Source organism: Streptomyces sp. NPDC057950 (assembly GCF_042887295.1).
GTDB lineage: Bacteria > Actinomycetota > Actinomycetes > Streptomycetales > Streptomycetaceae > Streptomyces > Streptomyces kaempferi.
Genome location: NZ_JBHVPP010000003.1, coordinates 217,376 through 237,875 on the forward strand (window position 1 = coordinate 217,376; position 20,500 = coordinate 237,875).

Genomic DNA, 20,500 nt, shown 5'->3' on the forward strand with positions numbered 1-20,500 from the left:
CTGCGCGTGGTCAGACGCCGACCTTGCGTTCCGGGGCGCGGCCGGCCGGAATCACACACTCCGCCGGGTCCCCCGGCGTCTGCCCGGCCGCCGCGGCCCGCGCCCGGCGCCGGGCGAGCGGCGTCGCCAGCGCGGTGAGCGCGATGAACCCCCCGATGGTCAGCAGCACGATCGTCGCGCCGGGAGGCACGTCCTGGTAGAACGAGGTCACCGTCCCGCCGATCGTCACGCTCACCCCGATCGCCACGGCGATCGCGAAGGTGGCGGCGAAGCTGCGGCTGAGCTGCTGGGCGGCCGCGACCGGGACCACCATCAGCGCGCTCACCAGCAGCAGGCCGACGACGCGCATGGCGACCGTCACCGTGACCGCCGCCGTGACGGCGGTGAGCAGGTTCAGCGCGCGCACCGGCAGCCCCGTCACCCGCGCGAACTCCTCGTCCTGGCTGACGGCGAACAGCTGGCGGCGCAGGCCGAGGGTGACCAGGACGACGAAGCCGGCGAGCAGGCAGATCGCCGTCACGTCGGACTCGCTCACCGTCGAGAGGGAGCCGAAGAGGTACGAGGTCAGGTTGGCGGTGGTACCCCCCGCCAGGCTGGTGAGCATCACGCCGCCCGCCATACCGCCGTAGAAGAGCATGGCCAGCGCGATGTCGCCGCGCGTCCTGCCGTACCAGCGGATCAGCTCCATCAGGACGGCGCCGAGGACCGAGACTGCCGTCGCCATCCACACGGGGTTGGCCGAGAGCAGGAAGCCGAGGCCGATACCGGTCATCGCGACATGCCCGATGCCGTCGCCCAGCAAAGCCTGGCGGCGCTGCACGAGGTAGATGCCGATGGCGGGCGCGGTGACGCCCACCAGGACGGCGGAGAGCAGCGCCCGCTGCATGAAGTCGTAGTTCAGGAAGTCCATCAGCTCAGCAGTCCCGTCCGGATCGGTTCGGCGTCGTGAGCCGCGTGCGGGTGTACGTGGTCGTGGCCGGGCAGCGCGTGCTGGCCGACCGCCCGCGGGGGCGGGCCGTCGTGCAGCACGCAGCCGTCACGCAGGACGACGGCGCGGTCGATCAGCGGCTCCAGGGGGCCCAGCTCGTGCAGGACCAGGAGGACGGTGGTGCCCGCCGCCACCTGCTCCCTGAGCGTCTGTGCCAGCACCTCCTGGCTCGCGAGGTCGACACCCGCCATCGGTTCGTCCATGATCAGCAGTTCGGGTTCGGAGGCGAGGGCGCGGGCGATCAGGACGCGCTGGTGCTGGCCGCCCGACAGGGCGTTCACCGAGTCCTTGGCGCGGTCCGCCATGCCGACGAGCTCCAGGGCCTGTCGCACGGCCTCGTGGTCGGCCTTGCGCAGCACGCCGAAGCGGGCGCGGGAGAGCCGGCCGGAGGCGACGATCTCGGTGACCGTGGCGGGCACGCCGCCCGCGGCGGTCGTGCGCTGCGGGACGTACCCCACCCGCTTCCAGTCGCGGAAGCGGCGCCGTGGCGTGCCGAAGATCTCGATCTCGCCGCCGCTGACCGGGACCTGTCCGATGACGCTGCGGATGGCCGTCGACTTGCCGGAGCCGTTCGCGCCGAGCAGCGCCACGACCTCGCCGCGGTGCACGGTCAGGTCGATGCCACGCAGGACGGGGCGCGAGCCCAGTTCGGCGGTCACGCCGCGCAGGGATATGACGGACTCGCTCACGCTGTCCTCCTGGAACTGGGGATCATGTGGGTCATCGGGATCACCTGGCGCCCAGCGCCGTCCGCAGCGCCTTCAGATTCGCATCCATGACCTGCAGGTAGTCGCTGCCCTTGGATTTGTCGGTGATGCCCTCGATCGGGTCGAGGACGTCCGTCTTCAGCTTCGCGTCGCCGGCGATGGTCTTGGCGGTCCTGTCGCTGACGAGCGTCTCGTAGAAGACCGTCGAGACGCCGTCGGCCTTCGCCATCCTCTCAAGGTCCTTCACGCGGTTCGCGCTGGGCTCCGACTCGGGGTCGAGGCCGTTGATGGCCTCCTCGGTGAGGCCGTAGCGCTCGGCGAGGTAGCCGAAGGCGGCGTGCGTGGTGATGAAGACCTTGGTCCTGGTGTCCGCCAGCCCGGTCCTGTAGCGGGTGTCGAGAGCGGAGAGCTTCTTCAGCAGGGCCGCGGTGTTCTTCCCGTAGTCCGCGGCGTGCTTCGGGTCGGCCTTCTCCAGGGCCTTGCCGACGCCGCTCGCGACCTCGGCGTACCTCACCGGATCGAGCCAGATGTGCGGGTCGGCGGAGCCCGCCTCCTCGCCCGTGGAGCTGTCGTGCGAGGCCGCGTGCCCGCCGACCTCGTTGCCGTGCTTCTCCAGCGTGGTCAGCGACGCGGCGTCGACCTTGGTCCTGACCGAGGACTGCGCCACGGCGTCGTCGACGGCCGGCTGCAGGTTCTTGAGGTAGACGACGGCGTCCGCCGACTCGAGCTGGACGATCTGACGGACGCTGATCTCCAGGTCGTGCGGCTCCTGGCCGGGCCGGGTCAGGCTCGTCACGTGCACGTGCGTCCCGCCGATCTGCTCGGCGAGGTACTGCATGGGGTAGAACGACGCCACGACGTCGAGTTTCCCGCCGCTCCCGCCGTCGGCGGCCGCGGAGCCGGAGCAGGCGGAGAGCGTGCAGAGACCGAGAGCGGTGGCCGCCAGCGCGGCGGACCCGGATATGAGGCGTCGTCGTACGTTCATGACAGTCATTTTCAACAAAACTGGAAACGATTGTCAACAAGCCCTCGGTAAGTCCTCGGTGAACGGCGGGCGGAGCGGGGTGGTCACCGAACCGATTTGATACGAGGGTGGGCGGCGCCGGTAACCTGAGTCATTCGCGCCGTCCGTCGTACTGAAGAGAGCATCGTGGCCGCCGACAAGATCGACACCATCGTCAGCCTGAGCAAGCGCCGTGGCTTCGTTTTCCCGTGCAGTGAGATCTACGGGGGACAGAAGGCCGCCTGGGACTACGGCCCGCTCGGCGTCGAGCTCAAGGAGAACATCAAGCGCCAGTGGTGGCGCTACATGGTCACCTCCCGTGAGGACGTCGTCGGCCTCGACTCGTCGGTGATCCTGGCCACCGACGTCTGGGTCGCGTCGGGTCACGTCGCCACCTTCACGGACCCGCTCACCGAGTGCACCTCCTGCCACAAGCGCTACCGCGCCGACCACCTGGAGGAGGCATACGAGGCGAAGCACGGCCGCCTCCCGGAGAACGGCCTCACCGACCTGAACTGCCCGAACTGCGGCAACAAGGGCACCTTCACCGAGCCCAAGCAGTTCTCGGGTCTGCTCTCCACCCACCTCGGCCCCACGCAGGACAGCGGCTCCGTCGCCTACCTGCGCCCCGAGACCGCGCAGGGCATCTTCACCAACTTCGCCTCCGTGCAGCAGGCTTCGCGCCGCAAGCCGCCGTTCGGCATCGGGCAGATGGGCAAGTCCTTCCGCAACGAGATCACGCCCGGCAACTTCATCTTCCGCACCCGCGAGTTCGAGCAGATGGAGATGGAGTTCTTCGTCAAGCCGGGCGAGGACGAGAAGTGGCAGGAGTACTGGATGCAGGAGCGCTGGAACTGGTACACCGGCCTCGGCATGCGCGAGGAGAACATGCGCTGGTACGAGCACCCGGCCGACAAGCTCTCGCACTACTCCAAGCGCACCGCCGACATCGAGTACCGCTTCCAGTTCGGCGGCAACGAGTGGGGTGAGCTGGAGGGCGTCGCCAACCGCACGGACTACGACCTCAAGGCGCACTCCAAGGCGTCGGGCCAGGACCTGTCCTACTTCGACCAGGAGGCCGGCGAGCACTGGACCCCCTACGTCATCGAGCCCGCCGCCGGTGTCGGCCGCGCGATGCTGGCCTTCCTCCTCGACGCCTACGTCGAGGACGAGGCCCCCAACGCCAAGGGCAAGATGGAGAAGCGCACGGTGCTGCGCCTCGACCCGCGCCTCGCGCCGGTCAAGGCCGCCGTCCTCCCGCTGTCCCGCAACCCGGAGCTGTCGCCCAAGGCCAAGGGCCTGGCCGCCGCGCTGCGCCAGCACTGGAACATCGACTTCGACGACGCCGGTGCCATCGGCCGCCGCTACCGCCGCCAGGACGAGATCGGCACGCCTTTCTGCGTCACCGTCGACTTCGACACCCTCGAGGACAACGCCGTGACGGTGCGCGAGCGCGACTCGATGAAGCAGGAGCGCGTGTCGCTGGACCAGATCGAGGGCTACCTCGCGTCCCGCCTGATCGGCTGCTGATCAACTGCTGATCGGTCGCCGGGCGACTGGCGGCCGGCCGGCGCCGCCCGGCGATGACGAAGCCCCCGCCTCCCGTGACCACGGGGGGCGGGGGCTTCGTGGCGTCTCAACGGCCCTGCAACGCCTTCACGTTGTCCCCGAACGTCCAGTTCTTCGAGCCGTCCCAGTTGACCGACCACGTCATCAGGCCCTTGAGCGCCGTCCCGTAGTGGCGCCATGCCTGGGAGACGAGGCCCGGTGACATGTAGCCGCCGCCCGCGCCGGACTGGGCAGGCAGGCCGGGGACCTGCTTGTCGTAGGGCACCTTGACGGTGGTGCCCTGGACGACCAGCCCCTTGTTGAGGCAGTCCGTCTGCGCGACGAAGCCCTGGACTGTGCCCGCGGAGTAGGAGTCGCCGGAGCAGCCGTACATGCTGCCGTTGTAGTACTGCATGTTCAGCCACCACAGCCGGCCGTTGTCCGCGTACTTCTTGACGATCGGCAGGTACGCGCCCCAGATCGAGCCGTACGTGATGCTGCCGCCGGTGACGTAGGCCGTCTCCGGCGCCATGGTCAGCCCGAAGTTCGCCGGCATACGGGCCAGCACGCCGTCGATGACGCGGATCAGGTTGGCCTGGGAGGTGGAGAGCCGGCCGATGTCCCCGCTGCCGACCAGGCCCGTCTCGATGTCGATGTCGATCCCGTCGAAGTTGTACTTCTGCAGGATGGGCACGATCGTCGACACGAACCTGTCCGCGACGGCGGAGGAGCTGAGGTCGATCCCGGCGGCGGCCCCGCCGATGGACAGCAGGAGCGTCTGTCCGGCCGCCTTGGCCGCGCACATCTCCGCGGGCGTCGAGACCTTCACGCCCGCGTCCATCCCGTTCTCCCACAGCGCGGTGCCGTCGGACCGGATGACGGGGAAGGCCGCGTTGAGCACGTTGTAGCCGTGCGCGGCGATACGGGAGTCGGTGATCGGGGTCCAGCCGAAGGGCGGGTGGACCCCGTTGGCGGAGCCGTCCCAGTTCTCCCAGTACCCCTGGAGGACCTTGCCGGCGGGACGGGACTTCACGGCGCAGGTGTCGGCCGCGGACGCGGTGGGGGCGGCGGCGACCGACAGGGGGGCGAGGACGGCGGCCGCCAGCGCGACGGCGAGCAGGCACAACTTCCGGCGGATCATGCGGGGCCTCCTGGAGTGGGGGACGCGGAGGGGTGTGTCGCATGCATGACAGTGCGGGCGGTCCAGACCTGTCGTCAATAGGTCTGGACCAAATAGGGGGATGGCGGGGATGGCGGAGCTGGCGGAGATGACCGCGGGTGATCGACGGCATGGCTGACATGTGACAGCTGACAGATATTGAAATCTGTCAGCTGTCATGTCATGGTGGGTACGGGTCACCTGTACGGCACCCGCCCCCAACCCAAGGAACCTTCATGCGCACCCGCCCCCTCGGAACGACCGGTCCCCAGGTCTCCGCCCTCGGCCTCGGCTGCATGGGCATGTCCGCGCTGTACGGCGACGCGGACCGGGCCGAGTCCATCTCGACCGTCCACGCCGCGCTCGAAGCCGGCGTGACCCTGCTGGACACCGGCGACTTCTACGCCATGGGCCACAACGAGATGCTCATCGGCGAAGCCCTGCGCACCGCCCCCGCCGCCCTGCGCGAACAGGCCCGGACCAGCGTCAAGTTCGGCGCGCTGCGTGACCCGGACGGCGGCTGGAGCGGCTACGACGGCCGCCCCGCCGCGGTCAGGAACTTCGCCGCCTACTCCCTCCAGCGCCTCGGCGTGGACCACATCGACGTCTACCGGATCGCGCGGGCCGACCCCGGCGTGCCCATCGAGGAGACGGTCGGCGCGATCGCCGAACTGGTCGAGAAGGGCCATGTCCGGCACATCGGCCTCAGCGAGGTCGGCGCCGACACCATCCGCCGGGCCGCCGCCACCGCCCCCATCAGTGACCTGCAGATCGAGTACTCGCTCATCTCCCGCGGCATCGAGGACGAGGTGCTGCCGACCACCCGTGAGCTGGGCATCTCGATCACCGCGTACGGCGTGCTCTCCCGCGGTCTGATCTCCGGCCACTTCACCGCCGACCGGCAGCTCGGCGCGAACGACTTCCGGGCCATGAGCCCCCGTTTCCAGGGCGAGAACCTGCGGCACAACCTCACCCTCGTCGAGGCGCTGCGCAAGGTCGCCGAGCAGAAGGGCGTCTCCGTCGCCCAGATCGCCATCGCCTGGGTGCTCTCGCGCGGCGAGGACATCGTGCCGCTGGTCGGTTCCCGCACCCGGCAGCGGCTGGCGGAGGCGCTCGGCGCCCTGGACGTGACCCTCGACGCCGCCGACCTCACCGCCATCGAGGAGGCCGTGCCGGACGGCGCCGCCGCGGGCGACCGCTACCCGCGGGCGCAGATGTCACACCTCGGCACGGAGCGCTGACAGTACCGCCGGGTACGGTCGTCGTCATGGCACCACCGACCAGCGAGACCCTGACCGCCGAGCGCATCCTCGAAGTCACCGAGGAGGTGCTGCGCCGCCACGGCCCGGCCAAGGCCACCGTGGTGGACGTGGCCCGCGCGCTCGGCGTCAGCCACGGCAGCGTCTACCGCCACTTCCGCACGAAGGCGGCGCTGCGGGAGGCGGTCACCAAACGCTGGCTGGACCGCACGTCGCAGACGCTGGGCCGGATCGTCGGGGCGACGGACGAGACGTCTCCCGAGGCCCTCAGGCAGTGGTTCGGAGCGCTGTTCGCAGCCAAGCGGCACAAGGCGGGGGACGACCCCGAGCTGTTCGCCACGTACACGGTGCTCCTCGCCGACACCAGCAGCGTGGTCGAGGAACACGTCCTGGAGCTCGTCGGCCAGCTCACGGACATCGTCGCCCGGGGTGTGCGCGAGGGGGACTTCGCGGCGGTGGACGGCGGCGCCGCCGCGACGGCCCGCGCGCTCTTCGACGCCACGAACCGCTTCCACGACCCCGCCTACGCCCGCGAATGGGAACAGCCCGGCATCGAGGCCGAGTTCACGGCGGTCGTCGACCTCGTCCTGCGCGGCCTGCGCCCCTGACCGGCGGACCGGCGGAGAAAGCTCAGTTCTCCGTCGGGTCCACCGTCGCCTGGTGGGCCTCGGCGAGATGCTCCTCCGCCTTCAGCCACGGCAGGAACTGCGCGCTCTTGCGCCAGCCGCAGGTTCCGCACCTGATCGTGCGCTGCATCCCCGTCCGCTGGACGTGGACGACGTGCTCGCGGCCGTGCTGGTCCCAGCGGCTCACCTTGCTCGCGTTGATCTGCAGCATGACACCTCCTGGTGCTTCCGCTCCCTTTGCCCGGCAAGGCATGTGCAGCAAGGAGTGTGCAGCATGGAGAAGATCAACGGGGGCTCTCGGGTCACGAGTTGACCGGCGGCGCCGTGAGGTCGTCCGCCTGGACTCAGCCGCATGACGACCGAAGTCGCCGCCATCGCGCGGGATCTCGCACCGAACGGCACGCTGCGGGCCTCCATGAACCTGGGCAATCCCGTACCGGCCCAGGGCACTGCGCAATCCCCGGCCGGCATCACCGCGGACCTCGCGCGCGAGATCGGCGCGCGGTTGGGCCTGCCCGTGGAACTCCTCTGCTTCGACGCGGCCCGCAAGTCCTACGAGGCGATGGCGGAGGGCCGGGCCGACCTCTGCTTCCTGGCCGTCGAGCCCGCACGCGGGGCCGAAGTCGCCTTCACGGAGCCGTACGTGGTGATCGAGGGCGTGCACACCGTGCCCCGCGACTCGGACCACGTGAGGGCCGCCGACGTCGACCGTCCGGTGTACGGATCGGTGTGAAACGCGGGTCCGCCCACGACCTGTTCCTGTCCCGCACCCTGCGGCAGACGAGCGTCGTGCGCGGGGACGAAGGCGGCGGGGCGTTCCGCGCCGGAGGACTGGAGGCCGCGGCCGGGATCCGGCGGCCGATGACCGCGTATGTCGCGGAACACCTCGAACTCCGGCTGATCGAGGACCGGTTCATGCAGATCCGGCAGGCGGTCGGCACGACCAGGACCCGCCGCCCCGAGACCGTCCGTTGCCTCCGCGATCTGGTCGAGGAGCTGAAGTCCGGCGGCTTCGTCGCGGACGCCCTGCGGCGCTGGGGCCGGCCGCCGGCCGTGGTCGCCGCGCCGACCGGCCCTGGGCCGGCGCCCGTCACCGCCGAACCGCGGTGCGTCGTGCCGGACCGCCCGGACCCGCACCGGCTCGCCGGGTTCCACGCGGACCTGTCCGGCGGTGAGGTCGACCGGCCCGACCCGCGCCGGGCGCTCGGCGAGGGCTGGGCGACGCTCCACACGCCGTCCGGTCCGGTGCCGGCCTTCCAGCGGGTCGCGGAGTACGAGCCGCCGCGCCGGCCCGAGCCCAGCCGGCCCCAGCAGTTCCATCTGGACTTGGGCGTGCCGGACCTGGACCTCGCGCGCGAACAGGTCCTGGCGCGCGGCGCGACCGTACCGGACGACTCCGACGGGCGCGGCCGGCACATCTACGCGGACCCGGCCGGGCACCCGTTCTGCATGGTCCGCCACTGACCGGCCCCGACCCGCCGCGGTCGGGTGGTCCCCGGCCCGGCACGGCCCTGCTACGGCGCCCGTCCCGGTCCGTCCCGGTCCGTCCCGGTCCGCCACGGTCCGCCACGGTCCGCCACGGTCCGGCCCGTGATGGCCCCCGGGCAGCGAGGGGGGCGCCGCACGGTCCGCCATGGTCCGAACCGTCCGTCCCTGTGCCGTCCCTCCGTCGACCGGCCCGTCACCGGTCGGTCTCGGCCGGTCTGCCGCCGGCCGTTCCCGTCACCGCCCGAACCCTTCGGCCGGTCCGCGTCCGACCGGCCCCTCCGGGAGGTCGGCCAGGGGCCCGCGTCCGGCGGTCGGGCGCCGGCGGGGCAGCCCCCGGCCGCTCTCCGCCGATCAGCCCGCGCGGCGATGCGTCAGCCGACCGTGCGCGGCAGCCGCAGGCTCAGTGCCGTCGTCAGGACCACGCCCGCCAACTGCACCAGGAGCGTCGTCACCAGGGCGTCCCGCATGCCGTGGCCGGGGACGAGGGACAGGAACAGGGTGCCCAGGGTGGCGACGCCGACGGCGAGCGCCGACTGCTGGGTGGTCGCCATCACGCCGCTGCCGACACCGGCCCGCGCGGCCGGCACCTCGGAGAGGACGATCCGGATGAGCACCGGCAACTGGAGCGCCTGCCCCGCACCGGCGACCGCCGCGCCCGGGAGCAGCTCCCACATCCCGAGGTCCGGCCAGGACCGCCACGCGGTCAGCGTGATGAGGGCCACGCCCACCACCTGGATCAGGCCGCCCGCGGTGACGACCCGGGTGCCGTAGCGGGCGATCAGCCGCGGCCCGCAGAGGGAGGTGAAGAAGAAGACGACGGCCATCGGGGCGAGTGCCAGCCCGGCCGCGACCGGACCGAGGCCCGCGCCCCGCTGCAGCGCCACCGCGATCACGAACATGAATCCGCTGAAGCCGATCGAGAACGGCACGATCATGATCAGGCCCCGGCGCAGCGAGGTCAGCGCGAACAGGCTCGGCGGCACCAGGGGAGTGCGGCCGGCCCGGTCCTCCCGGCGCTCGACGAAGTAGAACGCCGCGGCCACGAGGGGGAACAGGGCCAGCGACAGCCAGGTCCACAGCGGCCAGCCCGCCGCGCGGCCCTCGGTCAGCGGGGCCAGGAGCGTCAGCAGCGACAGCGCGAGCAGGACGGTGCCGGGGGTGTCGATCGGCTCCGGGTGCTGTGAGCGTGTCTCGGGGACCGCCCGTGCGGCCAGGACCAGGCCGAGGACGACGACGGGCACGTTCACGAGGAACACCGCGCGCCAGCCGGTGCCCGCGATGTCCGCGGCGACCAGGAGGCCGCCGAGTATCTGCCCGGCCACCATGGAGAGCCCGGCCGTAGCGCCGTACAGGCCCATCGCCTTGGCGCGGCGGCCTCCCGCGGTCGCCGACTGGATGGTGGCGAGCACCTGCGGCAGCATCGCGGCGGACGCCGCGCCCTGCGCCACCCGGGCCGCGACCAGCGTCCAGGCGCTGGGCGCGAGCCCGCACGCCAGCGAGGTCAGGCCGAAGGCCGCCATGCCCCCGAGGAAGAGCTGCCGCCGCCCGAAGAGGTCGCCGAGCCGGCCGCCCAGGACGAGCAGGACGGCGTACGACACCCCGTACCCGGCGACGACGAGTTCGAGGACGGCCTCGCCCGCGTTCAGGTCCCGGCCGATGGTCGGGAGGGCCACGTTGACGATGAAGAAGTCGATGAGCGGGAGCGCCGCGCCGAGCAGCACGGTGAAGAGTCCGAGACCGCCCAGCAGGGGTGGCGCGGACGGTGATCGGACTGGTGTGGTCAGGGTTCCGGTTTCGGTCACGTAAAGAGCTTCGTCCCACCCTCAGGCTGGTACCAGAGTCTCCTTATCCTGGTAGAGGCAGTACCTGGCAACAGGTTCCGGCGGACGGCAGTCTGGAGACATGACGACGATGGTGCGGGAGACGACCACCACCCCGGAGCCGGCCGCCGGCGCCGCCCCGCGCGGAAGCGCGATCCGGCGGCACGAACTCGCCGCCTTCCTGCGCAACCGGCGCGAACGCATCACGCCCGAGCAGGTCGGACTGCCCCGCGGCCACCGCCGGCGCACCCCGGGACTGCGCCGCGAGGAGGTCGCCCAGCTCTCGGCCGTCGGCGTCACCTGGTACACCTGGCTCGAACAGGCCCGCGACATCCAGGTCTCCGAACAGGTTCTCGACGCGCTGGCCCGCACCCTGCTGCTGGACTCGAGCGAGCGCGCCCACCTCTTCCAGCTGGCCGGCGCCGTCGACCCCACGCCCGCCGCGTGGTGCCCGACCCTCACCCCGGCGCTGCGCCACATGCTGACCCAGCTGGAGCCGGTCCCGGCCTGCATCCAGAACAGCCGGTACGACATCCTGGCGTACAACCGCACCTACGCCCGGCTGATGATGAGCGACCTGGACGCGGTGGCGCCCGAGGACCGCAACTGCATGGTCCTCGTCTACACCCACGAGGAGTGGCGCAGGTCGATCGTGCTCCTCGACGAGACCATGCGCATGATGGCCGCCAAGCTGCGCGCCTCGATGGCCGGACACCTCGGCGAGCCGGCCTGGAAGATGCTGGTCAAGCGACTGCGGACGGAGTCGGCGGAGTTCCGCGAGATCTGGGAGCGGTACGAGGTGTTCGGCGGCTCCCGCAGCAAGACCAAGCAGTTCCTCAACCCGTACGTCGGGCTCCTCACCCTCGACCACACCGACCTCTGGCTCGCCCCCGACATGGGTGCCCGGATGGTGACCTACGCCCCCACCGACGAGTCGAGCCGGGAGGGGCTGGAGAAGCTGTACGAGATCGCGCGGGCGGCGGAGGCCTAGGCGGGCGCGTCCTGGGCGCGTACGCCCACCGCGTCCTTCACCTCGACGGACTCCAGGCGGCGGGCCGTCCGTTCGGCCGTTCCGCGGGCCCAGCGGCCGCTGGTCAGCGCGCCCAGGACCAGGACGGCGAGGCCGCATCCGGCGATGATCCACCAGGCGGGGCGGGCGGCCTCGACGAAGGTGTCACGGTAGGCCGACGCCCCCACGCCGGAGGCCAGGACGGCGCCTATCACGGCGACACCGAGCGTGCCGCCGATCTGGCGGCTCGTCGAGGCGACGGCGGCGGCGACACCGGCCTGCGTGCGGGGCATGCCCGACACGGCGGTGTTGGTGATGGGGGCGTTCACGAAACCGAAGCCCAGGCCGAACAGGACGTACCCGATGACGAGCGAGACGTTCGACGTCTCGCCCTCGAAGCCGGCGAACAGGACACCGCTCGCGGTCATGGTGATCCCCGCGACGAGCAGGGACAGCCGGGGGCCCCGGTTGCCGACCAGCCGCCCGGACAGCGGCGCGCACACGAAGCACATCGCCGCCATGGGCAGCATCCACAGACCCGCGTGCAGCGCGTCCAGACCGCGGACGTTCTGCAGATAGAGCGTCGACAGGAACAGGAATCCGCTGAGCGCCGCGAACGCGCTGACGGCGATGACCGTGGCCCCGCTGAACGGCGCCGAGCGGAAGAAGCGCAGGTCGATGAGGGGTTCGGCGCGCCGGGGTTCGTACCACAGGATGCCGAGCAGGGCGGCGACGGCGATCGCGCCGAAGACCGCGGTCCTGGCGACGGCGGAACCGGGCGCCTCGATGATCGCGTACGTCAGCGAGCCGAGCAGCGCGATGACGAGGAGCTGGCCGACCGGGTCGGGGCGGCGGGCCTTGGGGGCGCGGGACTCCGGGACGTAGCGCCAGGTGAGCAGGAGGGCGGCGAGGCCCACCGGGAGATTGATCCAGAAGATCGAGCGCCAGCCCACCGAGTCCACCAGGAGTCCGCCGACCAGCGGGCCCGCGGCCATCGATATGCCCACCACGGCGCCCCAGGCGCCGATCGCGCGGGCGCGCTCGCGCGGGTCCGTGAAGGTGTTGGTGATGATCGACATCGCCACCGGGTTCAGCATCGAACCGCCGACCGCCTGCACCATGCGGAAGGCGATCAGGGACTCGAGGTTCGGGGCGAGGGAGCACAGCACCGAGCCGATGGTGAAGATCACCAGGCCCGCCTTGAAGATCCGGCGCCGGCCGATGCGGTCGGCCGTCGAACCCGCGAGCATCAGGAGCGACGCGAGGACCAGCGTGTACGCGTCGATCGTCCACTGGAGGCCGGCGACACTCGCGTGCAGTTCCTTCTGCATCGAGGGCAGGGCGACGTTCAGCACCGTGTTGTCCAGGCTCACGATCAGCAGGCTCATGCAGCAGATCGCGAGCACCAGGAGGCGGCGGCGTGGGGTGAGCTCGGGCATTCCACAAGCCTACGCCGACTTCGATAGTGCGTCTAACTAATGACCCTCACTCGATCGGGTGACGGCGGTCACGGCGCGTCCCCGGCGTCCCCGGTGGCCACCGCGCTTGAGGGGAGGCCGCCGGCCACTGTCACGGCACCCGCTCCGGTACGCGACAATGGGGGAATGTCCACGACCGTCCTCGCCCCCGCCACTCCGCTGTCGATCGGCCCCCACACCGTCCAGCCGCCCGTCGTCCTGGCCCCCATGGCCGGGATCACGAACGCGCCCTTCCGCACCTTGTGCCGGGAGTTCAGCGGCGGCAAGGGCCTGTTCGTCAGCGAGATGATCACCACGCGGGCGCTGGTCGAGCGCAACGAGAAGACCATGCAGCTGATCCGCTTCGACGCGACCGAGCAGCCGCGCTCGATCCAGCTGTACGGCGTGGACCCGGCGACCGTCGGCAAGGCCGTCCGCATGATCGCGGAGGAGGACCTCGCCGACCACATCGACCTGAACTTCGGCTGCCCGGTGCCGAAGGTGACGCGCAAGGGCGGCGGCTCCGCCCTCCCCTACAAGCGCAACCTGCTGCGGGCGATCCTGCGGGAGGCCGTGAGCGGCGCCGGGGACCTGCCGGTCACCATGAAGATGCGCAAGGGCATCGACGACGACCACATCACCTTCCTGGACGCCGGCCGGATCGCCGTCGAGGAAGGTGTCACGGCCATCGCGCTGCACGGCCGCACCGCCGCCCAGCACTACGGCGGCACGGCGGACTGGGACGCCATCGCACGCCTCAAGGAGCACGTGCCGGAGATCCCCGTCCTCGGCAACGGCGACATCTGGTCCGCCGAGGACGCGCTGCGCATGGTGCGCGAGACCGGCTGCGACGGCGTCGTGGTCGGGCGCGGCTGCCTCGGCCGGCCCTGGCTGTTCGCCGACCTGGTGGCGGCCTTCGAGGGCCGTACGGACGCCCTGGCCGAGGGCCCCGACGGACACGGCGTCCGCCCGACCCTCCGCGAGGTCGCGGCCGTCATGGTCCGGCACGCCACCCTGCTCGGCGAGTGGATCGGCGACGAGGCCCGCGGCGTCATCGACTTCCGCAAGCACGTGGCCTGGTACCTGAAGGGCTTCGCGGTCGGTTCCGACATGCGAAAGCGCCTCGCGATCACCTCGTCGATCGCCGAACTCTCCGAGGGGCTCGCCGAGTTGGACCTCGACCAGGCATGGCCGACCGGCGCCGACGGGCCCCGCGGCCGCACCTCCGGCAACAACCGGGTCGTCCTGCCGGACGGCTGGCTGAAGGACCCGTACGACTGCGCGGGCATCAGCGAGGACGCCGAACTGGACACCTCCGGGGGCTGACCGCACCCGCCTCACCCGCCGACGGCAGGCGCCCTCGACAGGGGAACACCGCTCCCCGACACTGATCGGCGTGACGGACAGCACGGTGTGGGTCGCGGTCTTCACCGGCGCGACGGCGGTGCTTGCCAGCTGGGTGACCACCCAGGGCAACGCCCGCGCGGCCCGGGTCCAGGCCGAGGCGTCGGCCCGGGTCCAGCACCGCGACCGGATCCGGGAAACCAGGCGGGGCGCCTACCTCGACCTCATGGAACAGGCGCACCTCACCGGCCAGTTGTACTGGCGCGTCGGTGACGCCTACGCGCAACTCGACGACCCCGACGACCGTCTGACGCGCGTTCAGGAACTGCGCGACGAGCTGCGCGGCGCCTTCGACCCGCTCATGCGCGCGGTCCGGGTCGTCGTCCTGGAGGGCCCGGTCCCCGCCGCCGAGGCGGCCACGGCCCTTCAGCAGGCGGCGGCACAGGCCAACCGGGCGCTGTGGCACGTGATGCGCGGCGACCCGGGCGCCCACCAGCGCTTCGACGGGGCCCACGAGGTCTTCCGCCACACGCTGGAGCGGTTCACCGGGACGGCCCGGGACGCCATGAACACCGTCTGAGGACCGTCAGGCTCCCCCCACCGCCGTCAGCAGCGCCAGCGGTGCCGCCGCCGACCTCGACTCCCGTACGCACGCGTGCGGGTAGGGCACCGGCTCCGTGTGCGTGGCGCGGCCGTAGCCCGCGAGGACCTCGGGGAGCCGGTGGCCGGCCGCCGTGGCCGCGTCGACCAGGGCGTGGGCGACCGCGCGGGCCTCGTCGTGCAGGCCGTAGCGGGCCAGCCCCAGCGTGATCAGCGCGTTGTCGTGCGGCCAGACCGAACCGCGGTGGTACGACAGCGGGTGGTACGCGGGCTGGCCGGCGGCCAGGGTGCGGACGCCCCAGCCCGAGAAGAAGTCCGGCTCCAGCAGCCGCCGGCCGACCAGTTCGCCGTACTCCTTGTCCAGGAGACCGGACCACAGCAGATGGCCCGCGTCCGAGGCGAGCGCGTCGACCTGCCGGCCGTCGCCGTCCAACGCCAGCGCGGGGAAGCCCTGCTCGCTCATCCAGAAGTCCCGCTGGAAACGGTCGCGGAGATCACCGGCGGCCTGTTCCAGAAGGGCCGCGTAGACCTCGTCGCCCCAGACCGTCCGGGACAGATGGGCGGTGCGGCGCAGCGCGTCGTACGCGTATCCCTGCGCGCCCGCCGCCATCACCGGGCCGCTGGGACGGCTGCCGTCCGCCGAGCAGATCGCGCCCGGGGAGTCCTTCCAGTTCTGGTTGGCGAGACCGCCGCCGTCCGCGCGGTAGACGAGATAGCCGCACGAGGTCAGTCCGCCGTGGTCCAGCATCCAGCCGATCGCCGCGCGGGCGTGCGACTCCAGCCGCCGGGCCAGGGCCACGTCACCGGTCTGCTCGGTGTACGCGCCGAGCAGCACCAGGAACAGCGGAGTGGCGTCCACCGACCCGTAGTACCGCCCGTACGGCACCTGCCCGAAGTGCGCCAGCTCGCCGTGCCGCACCTCGTGCACGATCTTGCCGGGCTGGGCCACCGCGGACGCCCCCACCTCGACCGCCTGGGTCGCGGCGAGCGCGGGCAGTGTCGCGGCGGCGAGCCGGGGACGGTAGGGGAGTGCGAACAGCGAGGTCAGCAGCGCGTCACGGCCCAGCATGGTGAGGAACCAGGGGACGCCGGCGGCCGGCACCCGCAGTTCCTCGCCGTCCGGGCCGGTCGCCGGGACCTGGAGCACCGCGAGGTCCGACAGCCCGCGCGCGCAGGCCGCGGCCAGCTCCGGCCAGCCGGTCGGGAAGGGCACGCCCTCCGCGAACTCGTCCTCCAGCGCGAGCAGCCGGTCGTTCGCCGCGGCGGGGGAGAGAGGCACGTCCGGCTCCTTCAGCGCGCCGTGCGGACGCGCCGCGACGCGCAGCGACAGCTCCGCCGATTCGTGCGGCGGGAGGTCCAGGGTCCACACGAGGCGCCGGGCGCCCGTGCCCGTCTCCTCGACCCCGCCCGGCGGCGGCTCGGAGGTGACCGTCGTACAGGACCGCCACTCCCGGCGCCGGTAGCTGAACTCCACCCCGTCGTCCAGGATCCGGCGCCCCCGTACGGCGCCGGTCTTGGCGTACGTGCGGTGGTCGGAGCGCAGTTCGAACTGGTCCGTGAAGTCGGCGTCCACGGTGAGCGCGATACGCACGGTCGTGGGCGTCGGACGGTTGCTGGTGACGCGCAGCGCCTCCACGAACGCGCCGTCGGTGACCGCCTGTTCACGGAAGAGCGTGTACGCGGGCGGTTCGTTGCGGCCGCCACGCGGGACGAGCACACAGCGTGCCGTGTCGCCGTCCGAGACCGGCGTCAGCGCCTCGGGCACCGCGCCGTCGACGGTCAGCTGCCAGCGGCTGAGGTGCCGGGCGTCCCGTACGAACAGCCCGTCCGGGGAGCTGCCGCCCCGCACCCCGCTGATGTCCCCGCCGTCACCCACGGCGGCGAACGTCCCACCGTGCACGAGCAGATGATGCCGGTCCGTCATCCCCGGTCCCCTCCCTTGGCGCCCGTCTCGAATGAACCGCGCGGTGCCGTGCCGTCCGGCGGTGTGCCGTGCGGAGCCGCGCCCTGTGCCGTGTCGAACGTGTCGCGCCCCGGACGGGACACGACCTGGTCCGCCCCCGGGGGCTCGTGCAGCAGGTCCAGTGTCAGCGCGGCCGTCCAGCTGAAGCCGAGTGCTCCGCAGGCCTCGCCGGTGTACGGATCCACGTACTCCGCGAACCCGGACGTGTCCGCCGTCTCCAGCAGCACCGAGCGCAGCTCCTGAGCGCGCCCGTGCTCCCCGTGCAGCCGCAGCCCGCGCTCCAGCAGCCAGTTGGTGTTGAACCAGGCCGGGCCACGCCAGTAGCGGCGCGGGTCGAAGGCGTGCCCGGTCAGGTCGTAGCTGGGCACCAGCCGGGCTACCCCGCCGAGCCCGAAATGCGGGCCGCCCGCGGTGCGGACGAGGGCGGCGGCGATGTCACGGGGCAGCGCGGGAAGGATGAGCGGCAGCAGCCCGGCGACACTGCGCTCGGGGATCAGCGCACCACTCGCGGAGCGCCGCTCCGTCCCGCGAGCACCGCTCCGCGAGCGCTGCTCCCGTTCGCGAGCACCGCTCTGTGACCGGCGCTCCGCTTCGAGAGCACCGCTCTGCAAGCGCTGCTCCGACGTGCTATCGCCACTCGGAGAGCGCGGCTCCGTTCCATGAGCACCGCTCTCGCCCTCGCCCCCGCCGTACACGTCCCGACTGAAGAACATCCCCTCGGCCGGGTCCCACAGCCGCTCCACCAGCGCCGCCGTCAGGCGCTCCGCGCGTGCGTGCCGTGCGGTCCCGGCCGCGCCAAGTTCCCGGGCGATGGCCGCGAGCGCGTGCTCGGAGGCGATCAGCAGCGCGTTGAACGCCGGGTCCTCGACGGCGAACCGGCCCGCGCCGGACCCGGCCCCCGCGCCGGACCCGGCCCCCGCGCCGGACCCGGCCCCCGCCCCGGGCCCGGCCCCCGCCCCGGGCCCGTCGGCGTATCCGCCGTCCCGGTAGTCCGTCGCGAGCCGTACGTACCGCCCGTAGTCGAGATCCGTCGGGCGGTCCTCGGCGGACCCGTGGTCGAGGTCGGCGCGTCGGAAGGTGCGCGGCGGCGCAGGGGTGATCCGGCCGAGCGGGGCGTCCCAGCAGGGGCTGTTGTCCATGCCCTGCTCCCAGGGGTGGACCACGGAGGCGAGCCCGCCGCCGCCCAGGTCCCGGCGGTGCAGCAGATAGCGGTGCCAGGCCGCGAGGCGGGGATACACCCGGGGAAGGAAGGACCGCGCCCGGGACAGGCCGGGGTCGGCCTGGTGCACCAGCCAGGCGGCTAGCGCGTGCACCGGTGGCTGCACGATGCCCGACGTCTGTACGGTGCGCGGGGCGCCCGCGGCGCGCCCCGCGGTCGAGGAGCGCCAGAAGTCGGGGCTCGGGAAGTACGCGTCGAGCGGGACGGAGGGGTTGAACACGATGTGCGGAATCCGGCCGTCGCCCCACTGGGCGCCGAGCAGGGTCTCCAGTTCCGCCTGCGCCCGCAGGGGGGACACATGCCGCAGCCCGATCGCGATGAAGGCCGAGTCCCAGGACCACTGGTGCGGATACAGGCCGCGTGAGGGGACGGTGGACGTTCCCGTCCAGTTGCCTTCGAGCACGTGGGCGGCCCTGAGGTGCAGCGACCCGGCGGACCGGGCTGGATCGCGCACGTCGGCGGCGGCGTGGGTGATCTCGCCCGAGCCGGGCGGAGCGGGGGAGCCCGAGGTGCGCACGGGGGTGGTGATTCCCGAGCGGCGGATGGTGAGTTGGGTTGTGCTGTCCACTCAGTCTCCCCGAAGACGTCCGGCCGAGCGGTTCGGCGCTGGGTACCGTAGGGTTACGTCTATTTAACACGCAAAACCCAATATGTAATGCAGAGTTGGGGAACGCAAGGGGTGGGGCATGACCGGCACGACGGGAAGGGCGGCGAAGGCCATGAGGGCCGGGAACCAGGCAAGCGCCGGAGATCTGCTCGAACTGGTGCGCAGCGGCCGTGCCACGACACGCGGCGCGCTCCAGCAGGCCACCGGTCTGTCCCGGGCCACGGTCGGTCAGCGCCTCGACCGGCTCTTCCGCGCGGGCTGGCTGCGTGAGGGCGCGGGCGGCCCGGTGGACTCACCGCTGGGCGGCCGCCCCTCCATCACCCTGGAGTTCGACGACGCGCACGCCGTCGTCCTCGCCGCCGACCTCGACACCCGGCACGGCCGGGCCGCCGTGGTCTCGCTGACCGGCGAGATCCAGGCCGAGCACCACGGCACGCTGCGTATCGAGGACGGCCCGGACGCGGTCCTCGGCGAACTGGGCGGCTGGTTCGCCGAACTGCTGGAGAAGGCCGGGCGGCCCGTGGGTTCGGTGTGCGGGATCGGACTGGCGGTGCCGGGCCCGGTCGACAGCGAGACCGGCCGGGTGGTGCAGCCGCCGATCATGCCGGGCTGGGACGGTTACGACATCCGGGGGCGCCTGGGGCGCGCCTTCGCGGAGCAGACCGGCGGCGGCTCCGGTGTCCCCGTCCTCGTCGACAACGACGCCAACCTGATGGCGTACGGCGAACAGCGCGCCGGGTACCCGGACTGCTCGGCGTTCGCCCTGGTCAAGGTCTCCACCGGTATCGGCGCGGGCATGGTCGTCGGCGGCTCCATCTACCGGGGCGTCGACGGCGGCGCCGGCGACATAGGGCACATCCGGGTCGGCGCCGACGCGCTGTGCCGGTGCGGGTCGTACGGATGCCTGGCGGCCGTCGCGAGCGGTGGCGCCGTCGCGCGGCGGCTCGTGGAGTCGGGGGTGCCGGCCGCCTCCGGTTCGGACGTGCGCGACCTGCTGACGGCCGGGCACCCGGAGGCGATGGCGCTCGCGCGGGAGGCGGGGCGGCAGGTCGGGGACGTCCTCGCGACCGTCGTGACCCTGCTGAACCCGGGTGTTCTGATGATCGCCGGAGACCTGGCCGGAACCCCGTTCCTCACGGGCGTGCGTGAGCTGCTCTACCAGCGGGCGCTGCCCCGCTCCACCGCTCATCTGGACGTGGTGACGTCGAGGCTCGGCGAGCGGGCCGGACTGGTCGGCGCCGGGGCGCTGGTCGTCGAGTACCTGTACGCGCCGGAGCGGGTCGAGGAGCGACTGGCGGCGCTGGGCGTCTGAGCCCGTGGGATGTCCGAGCCCGTGGGATGTCCGAGGCTGCCGTGACCGGCGACCGGCGACCGGCGACCGGCGACCGGCGACCGGTCACCGGTGGTCCGTGGCCGGCGCCATGTGACAGCCGTGTGTCGCGTCCGCGTCGTGGTCCGCATGATGAAATCCCGGCCGTCGTCCCGGCGTGATTCTCGCCACCTCTGATCGGGGCAATGCTCAGATGAGCAGATCTTGGGCGACTGCACTTCCCTAAGGGGTGGCACTGAGTGCCACCCCTTGATCGTTCATCGATTAAACTCAGGCGTGCCGGAGCGTGCTCACATGAGCGATTTTGTGGGTAGGTGTGCGCCCATTCGTTCAAGAGGTGAAAACATCCAGCTCCGGGCGCTTGCCAAGCCTT

Annotated in this window: 18 protein-coding genes; 9 read left to right on the forward strand and 9 right to left on the reverse strand. The window is 72.1% G+C overall.

What is annotated here, in order from left to right:
- Window positions 1-10: 10 nt before the first annotated feature.
- From ACFVTC_RS07840 to ACFVTC_RS07850, 3 genes are read right to left on the reverse strand one after another with little or no spacing between them, the layout of a single operon-like run.
- The gene (locus ACFVTC_RS07840; RefSeq protein ID WP_390125063.1) at window positions 11-910 is read right to left on the reverse strand and encodes a metal ABC transporter permease; all 900 of its coding nucleotides are present in this window, start codon (window positions 908-910) and stop codon (window positions 11-13) included.
- The gene (locus tag ACFVTC_RS07845; RefSeq protein WP_168528016.1) at window positions 910-1,677 is read right to left on the reverse strand and encodes a metal ABC transporter ATP-binding protein; all 768 of its coding nucleotides are present in this window, start codon (window positions 1,675-1,677) and stop codon (window positions 910-912) included. Before ACFVTC_RS07845 ends, ACFVTC_RS07840 begins: the two co-directional genes overlap by 1 nt.
- 40 nt (window positions 1,678-1,717) lie before the next feature.
- On the reverse strand, window positions 1,718-2,680 hold the full coding sequence (locus ACFVTC_RS07850) for a metal ABC transporter substrate-binding protein (RefSeq protein ID WP_390125066.1): 963 nt from the start codon (window positions 2,678-2,680) through the stop codon (window positions 1,718-1,720).
- Between the two features lie 165 nt (window positions 2,681-2,845).
- Here ACFVTC_RS07850 and ACFVTC_RS07855 point away from each other — a divergent pair, with 165 nt between their 5' ends.
- Window positions 2,846-4,228 (forward strand): glycine--tRNA ligase, encoded by a 1,383-nt coding sequence (locus tag ACFVTC_RS07855; RefSeq protein ID WP_390125067.1) that lies wholly within the window; start codon window positions 2,846-2,848, stop codon window positions 4,226-4,228.
- Between the two features lie 106 nt (window positions 4,229-4,334).
- Here the strand turns inward: ACFVTC_RS07855 and ACFVTC_RS07860 are convergent, their stop codons facing one another.
- Entirely contained in the window at window positions 4,335-5,387 is a 1,053-nt protein-coding gene (locus ACFVTC_RS07860; protein WP_390125069.1) for a chitinase, read from the reverse strand.
- A 254-nt stretch (window positions 5,388-5,641) separates the two neighbouring features.
- Between ACFVTC_RS07860 and ACFVTC_RS07865 the strand changes: the two genes are divergently transcribed.
- Window positions 5,642-6,646, forward strand: coding sequence for an aldo/keto reductase (locus ACFVTC_RS07865; RefSeq protein ID WP_390125071.1), 1,005 nt, complete (start codon window positions 5,642-5,644; stop codon window positions 6,644-6,646).
- A gap of 26 nt (window positions 6,647-6,672) precedes the next feature.
- The gene (locus ACFVTC_RS07870; RefSeq protein WP_390125073.1) at window positions 6,673-7,272 is read left to right on the forward strand and encodes a TetR family transcriptional regulator; all 600 of its coding nucleotides are present in this window, start codon (window positions 6,673-6,675) and stop codon (window positions 7,270-7,272) included.
- 22 nt (window positions 7,273-7,294) lie between these two features.
- Here ACFVTC_RS07870 and ACFVTC_RS07875 read toward each other — a convergent pair whose 3' ends face one another.
- Window positions 7,295-7,501 (reverse strand): hypothetical protein, encoded by a 207-nt coding sequence (locus tag ACFVTC_RS07875; RefSeq protein ID WP_390125075.1) that lies wholly within the window; start codon window positions 7,499-7,501, stop codon window positions 7,295-7,297.
- A gap of 141 nt (window positions 7,502-7,642) precedes the next feature.
- Between ACFVTC_RS07875 and ACFVTC_RS07880 the strand changes: the two genes are divergently transcribed.
- Both ACFVTC_RS07880 and ACFVTC_RS07885 read left to right on the forward strand, forming a co-directional pair.
- Window positions 7,643-8,023, forward strand: coding sequence for a transporter substrate-binding domain-containing protein (locus ACFVTC_RS07880; protein WP_390125077.1), 381 nt, complete (start codon window positions 7,643-7,645; stop codon window positions 8,021-8,023).
- A 320-nt stretch (window positions 8,024-8,343) separates the two neighbouring features.
- On the forward strand, window positions 8,344-8,754 hold the full coding sequence (locus ACFVTC_RS07885) for a VOC family protein (RefSeq protein ID WP_390125491.1): 411 nt from the start codon (window positions 8,344-8,346) through the stop codon (window positions 8,752-8,754).
- Window positions 8,755-9,149: 395 nt separating this feature from the next.
- Here the strand turns inward: ACFVTC_RS07885 and ACFVTC_RS07890 are convergent, their stop codons facing one another.
- Window positions 9,150-10,580, reverse strand: coding sequence for an MFS transporter (locus ACFVTC_RS07890; RefSeq protein ID WP_390125079.1), 1,431 nt, complete (start codon window positions 10,578-10,580; stop codon window positions 9,150-9,152).
- A gap of 100 nt (window positions 10,581-10,680) precedes the next feature.
- On the opposite strand from ACFVTC_RS07890, the gene ACFVTC_RS07895 reads away from it, so the two are divergent.
- Window positions 10,681-11,589 (forward strand): helix-turn-helix transcriptional regulator, encoded by a 909-nt coding sequence (locus ACFVTC_RS07895; RefSeq protein ID WP_390125080.1) that lies wholly within the window; start codon window positions 10,681-10,683, stop codon window positions 11,587-11,589.
- Here ACFVTC_RS07895 and ACFVTC_RS07900 read toward each other — a convergent pair.
- Window positions 11,586-13,046, reverse strand: coding sequence for an MFS transporter (locus ACFVTC_RS07900; protein WP_390125083.1), 1,461 nt, complete (start codon window positions 13,044-13,046; stop codon window positions 11,586-11,588). The genes ACFVTC_RS07895 and ACFVTC_RS07900 overlap by 4 nt on opposite strands.
- Before the next feature lie 165 nt (window positions 13,047-13,211).
- Here ACFVTC_RS07900 and dusB point away from each other — a divergent pair, with 165 nt between their 5' ends.
- A complete protein-coding gene (gene dusB / locus ACFVTC_RS07905) occupies window positions 13,212-14,390 on the forward strand; it encodes a tRNA dihydrouridine synthase DusB (protein ID WP_390125085.1) in 1,179 nt (392 codons plus the stop codon).
- Window positions 14,391-14,460: 70 nt separating this feature from the next.
- Window positions 14,461-14,988 carry a hypothetical protein gene (locus ACFVTC_RS07910; RefSeq protein ID WP_390125087.1) on the forward strand — a complete coding sequence of 176 codons (528 nt, stop codon included), beginning with the start codon at window positions 14,461-14,463 and terminating at the stop codon, window positions 14,986-14,988.
- Window positions 14,989-14,994: 6 nt separating this feature from the next.
- Here ACFVTC_RS07910 and ACFVTC_RS07915 read toward each other — a convergent pair whose 3' ends face one another.
- Window positions 14,995-16,932 (reverse strand): glycogen debranching N-terminal domain-containing protein, encoded by a 1,938-nt coding sequence (locus ACFVTC_RS07915; RefSeq protein ID WP_390125090.1) that lies wholly within the window; start codon window positions 16,930-16,932, stop codon window positions 14,995-14,997.
- The gene (locus ACFVTC_RS07920; protein WP_390125092.1) at window positions 16,929-18,758 is read right to left on the reverse strand and encodes a hypothetical protein; all 1,830 of its coding nucleotides are present in this window, start codon (window positions 18,756-18,758) and stop codon (window positions 16,929-16,931) included. The genes ACFVTC_RS07915 and ACFVTC_RS07920 overlap by 4 nt, the downstream gene beginning before the upstream one ends.
- Before the next feature lie 118 nt (window positions 18,759-18,876).
- Here ACFVTC_RS07920 and ACFVTC_RS07925 point away from each other — a divergent pair, with 118 nt between their 5' ends.
- On the forward strand, window positions 18,877-20,109 hold the full coding sequence (locus tag ACFVTC_RS07925) for an ROK family protein (RefSeq protein ID WP_390125094.1): 1,233 nt from the start codon (window positions 18,877-18,879) through the stop codon (window positions 20,107-20,109).
- Window positions 20,110-20,500: the final 391 nt, after the last annotated feature.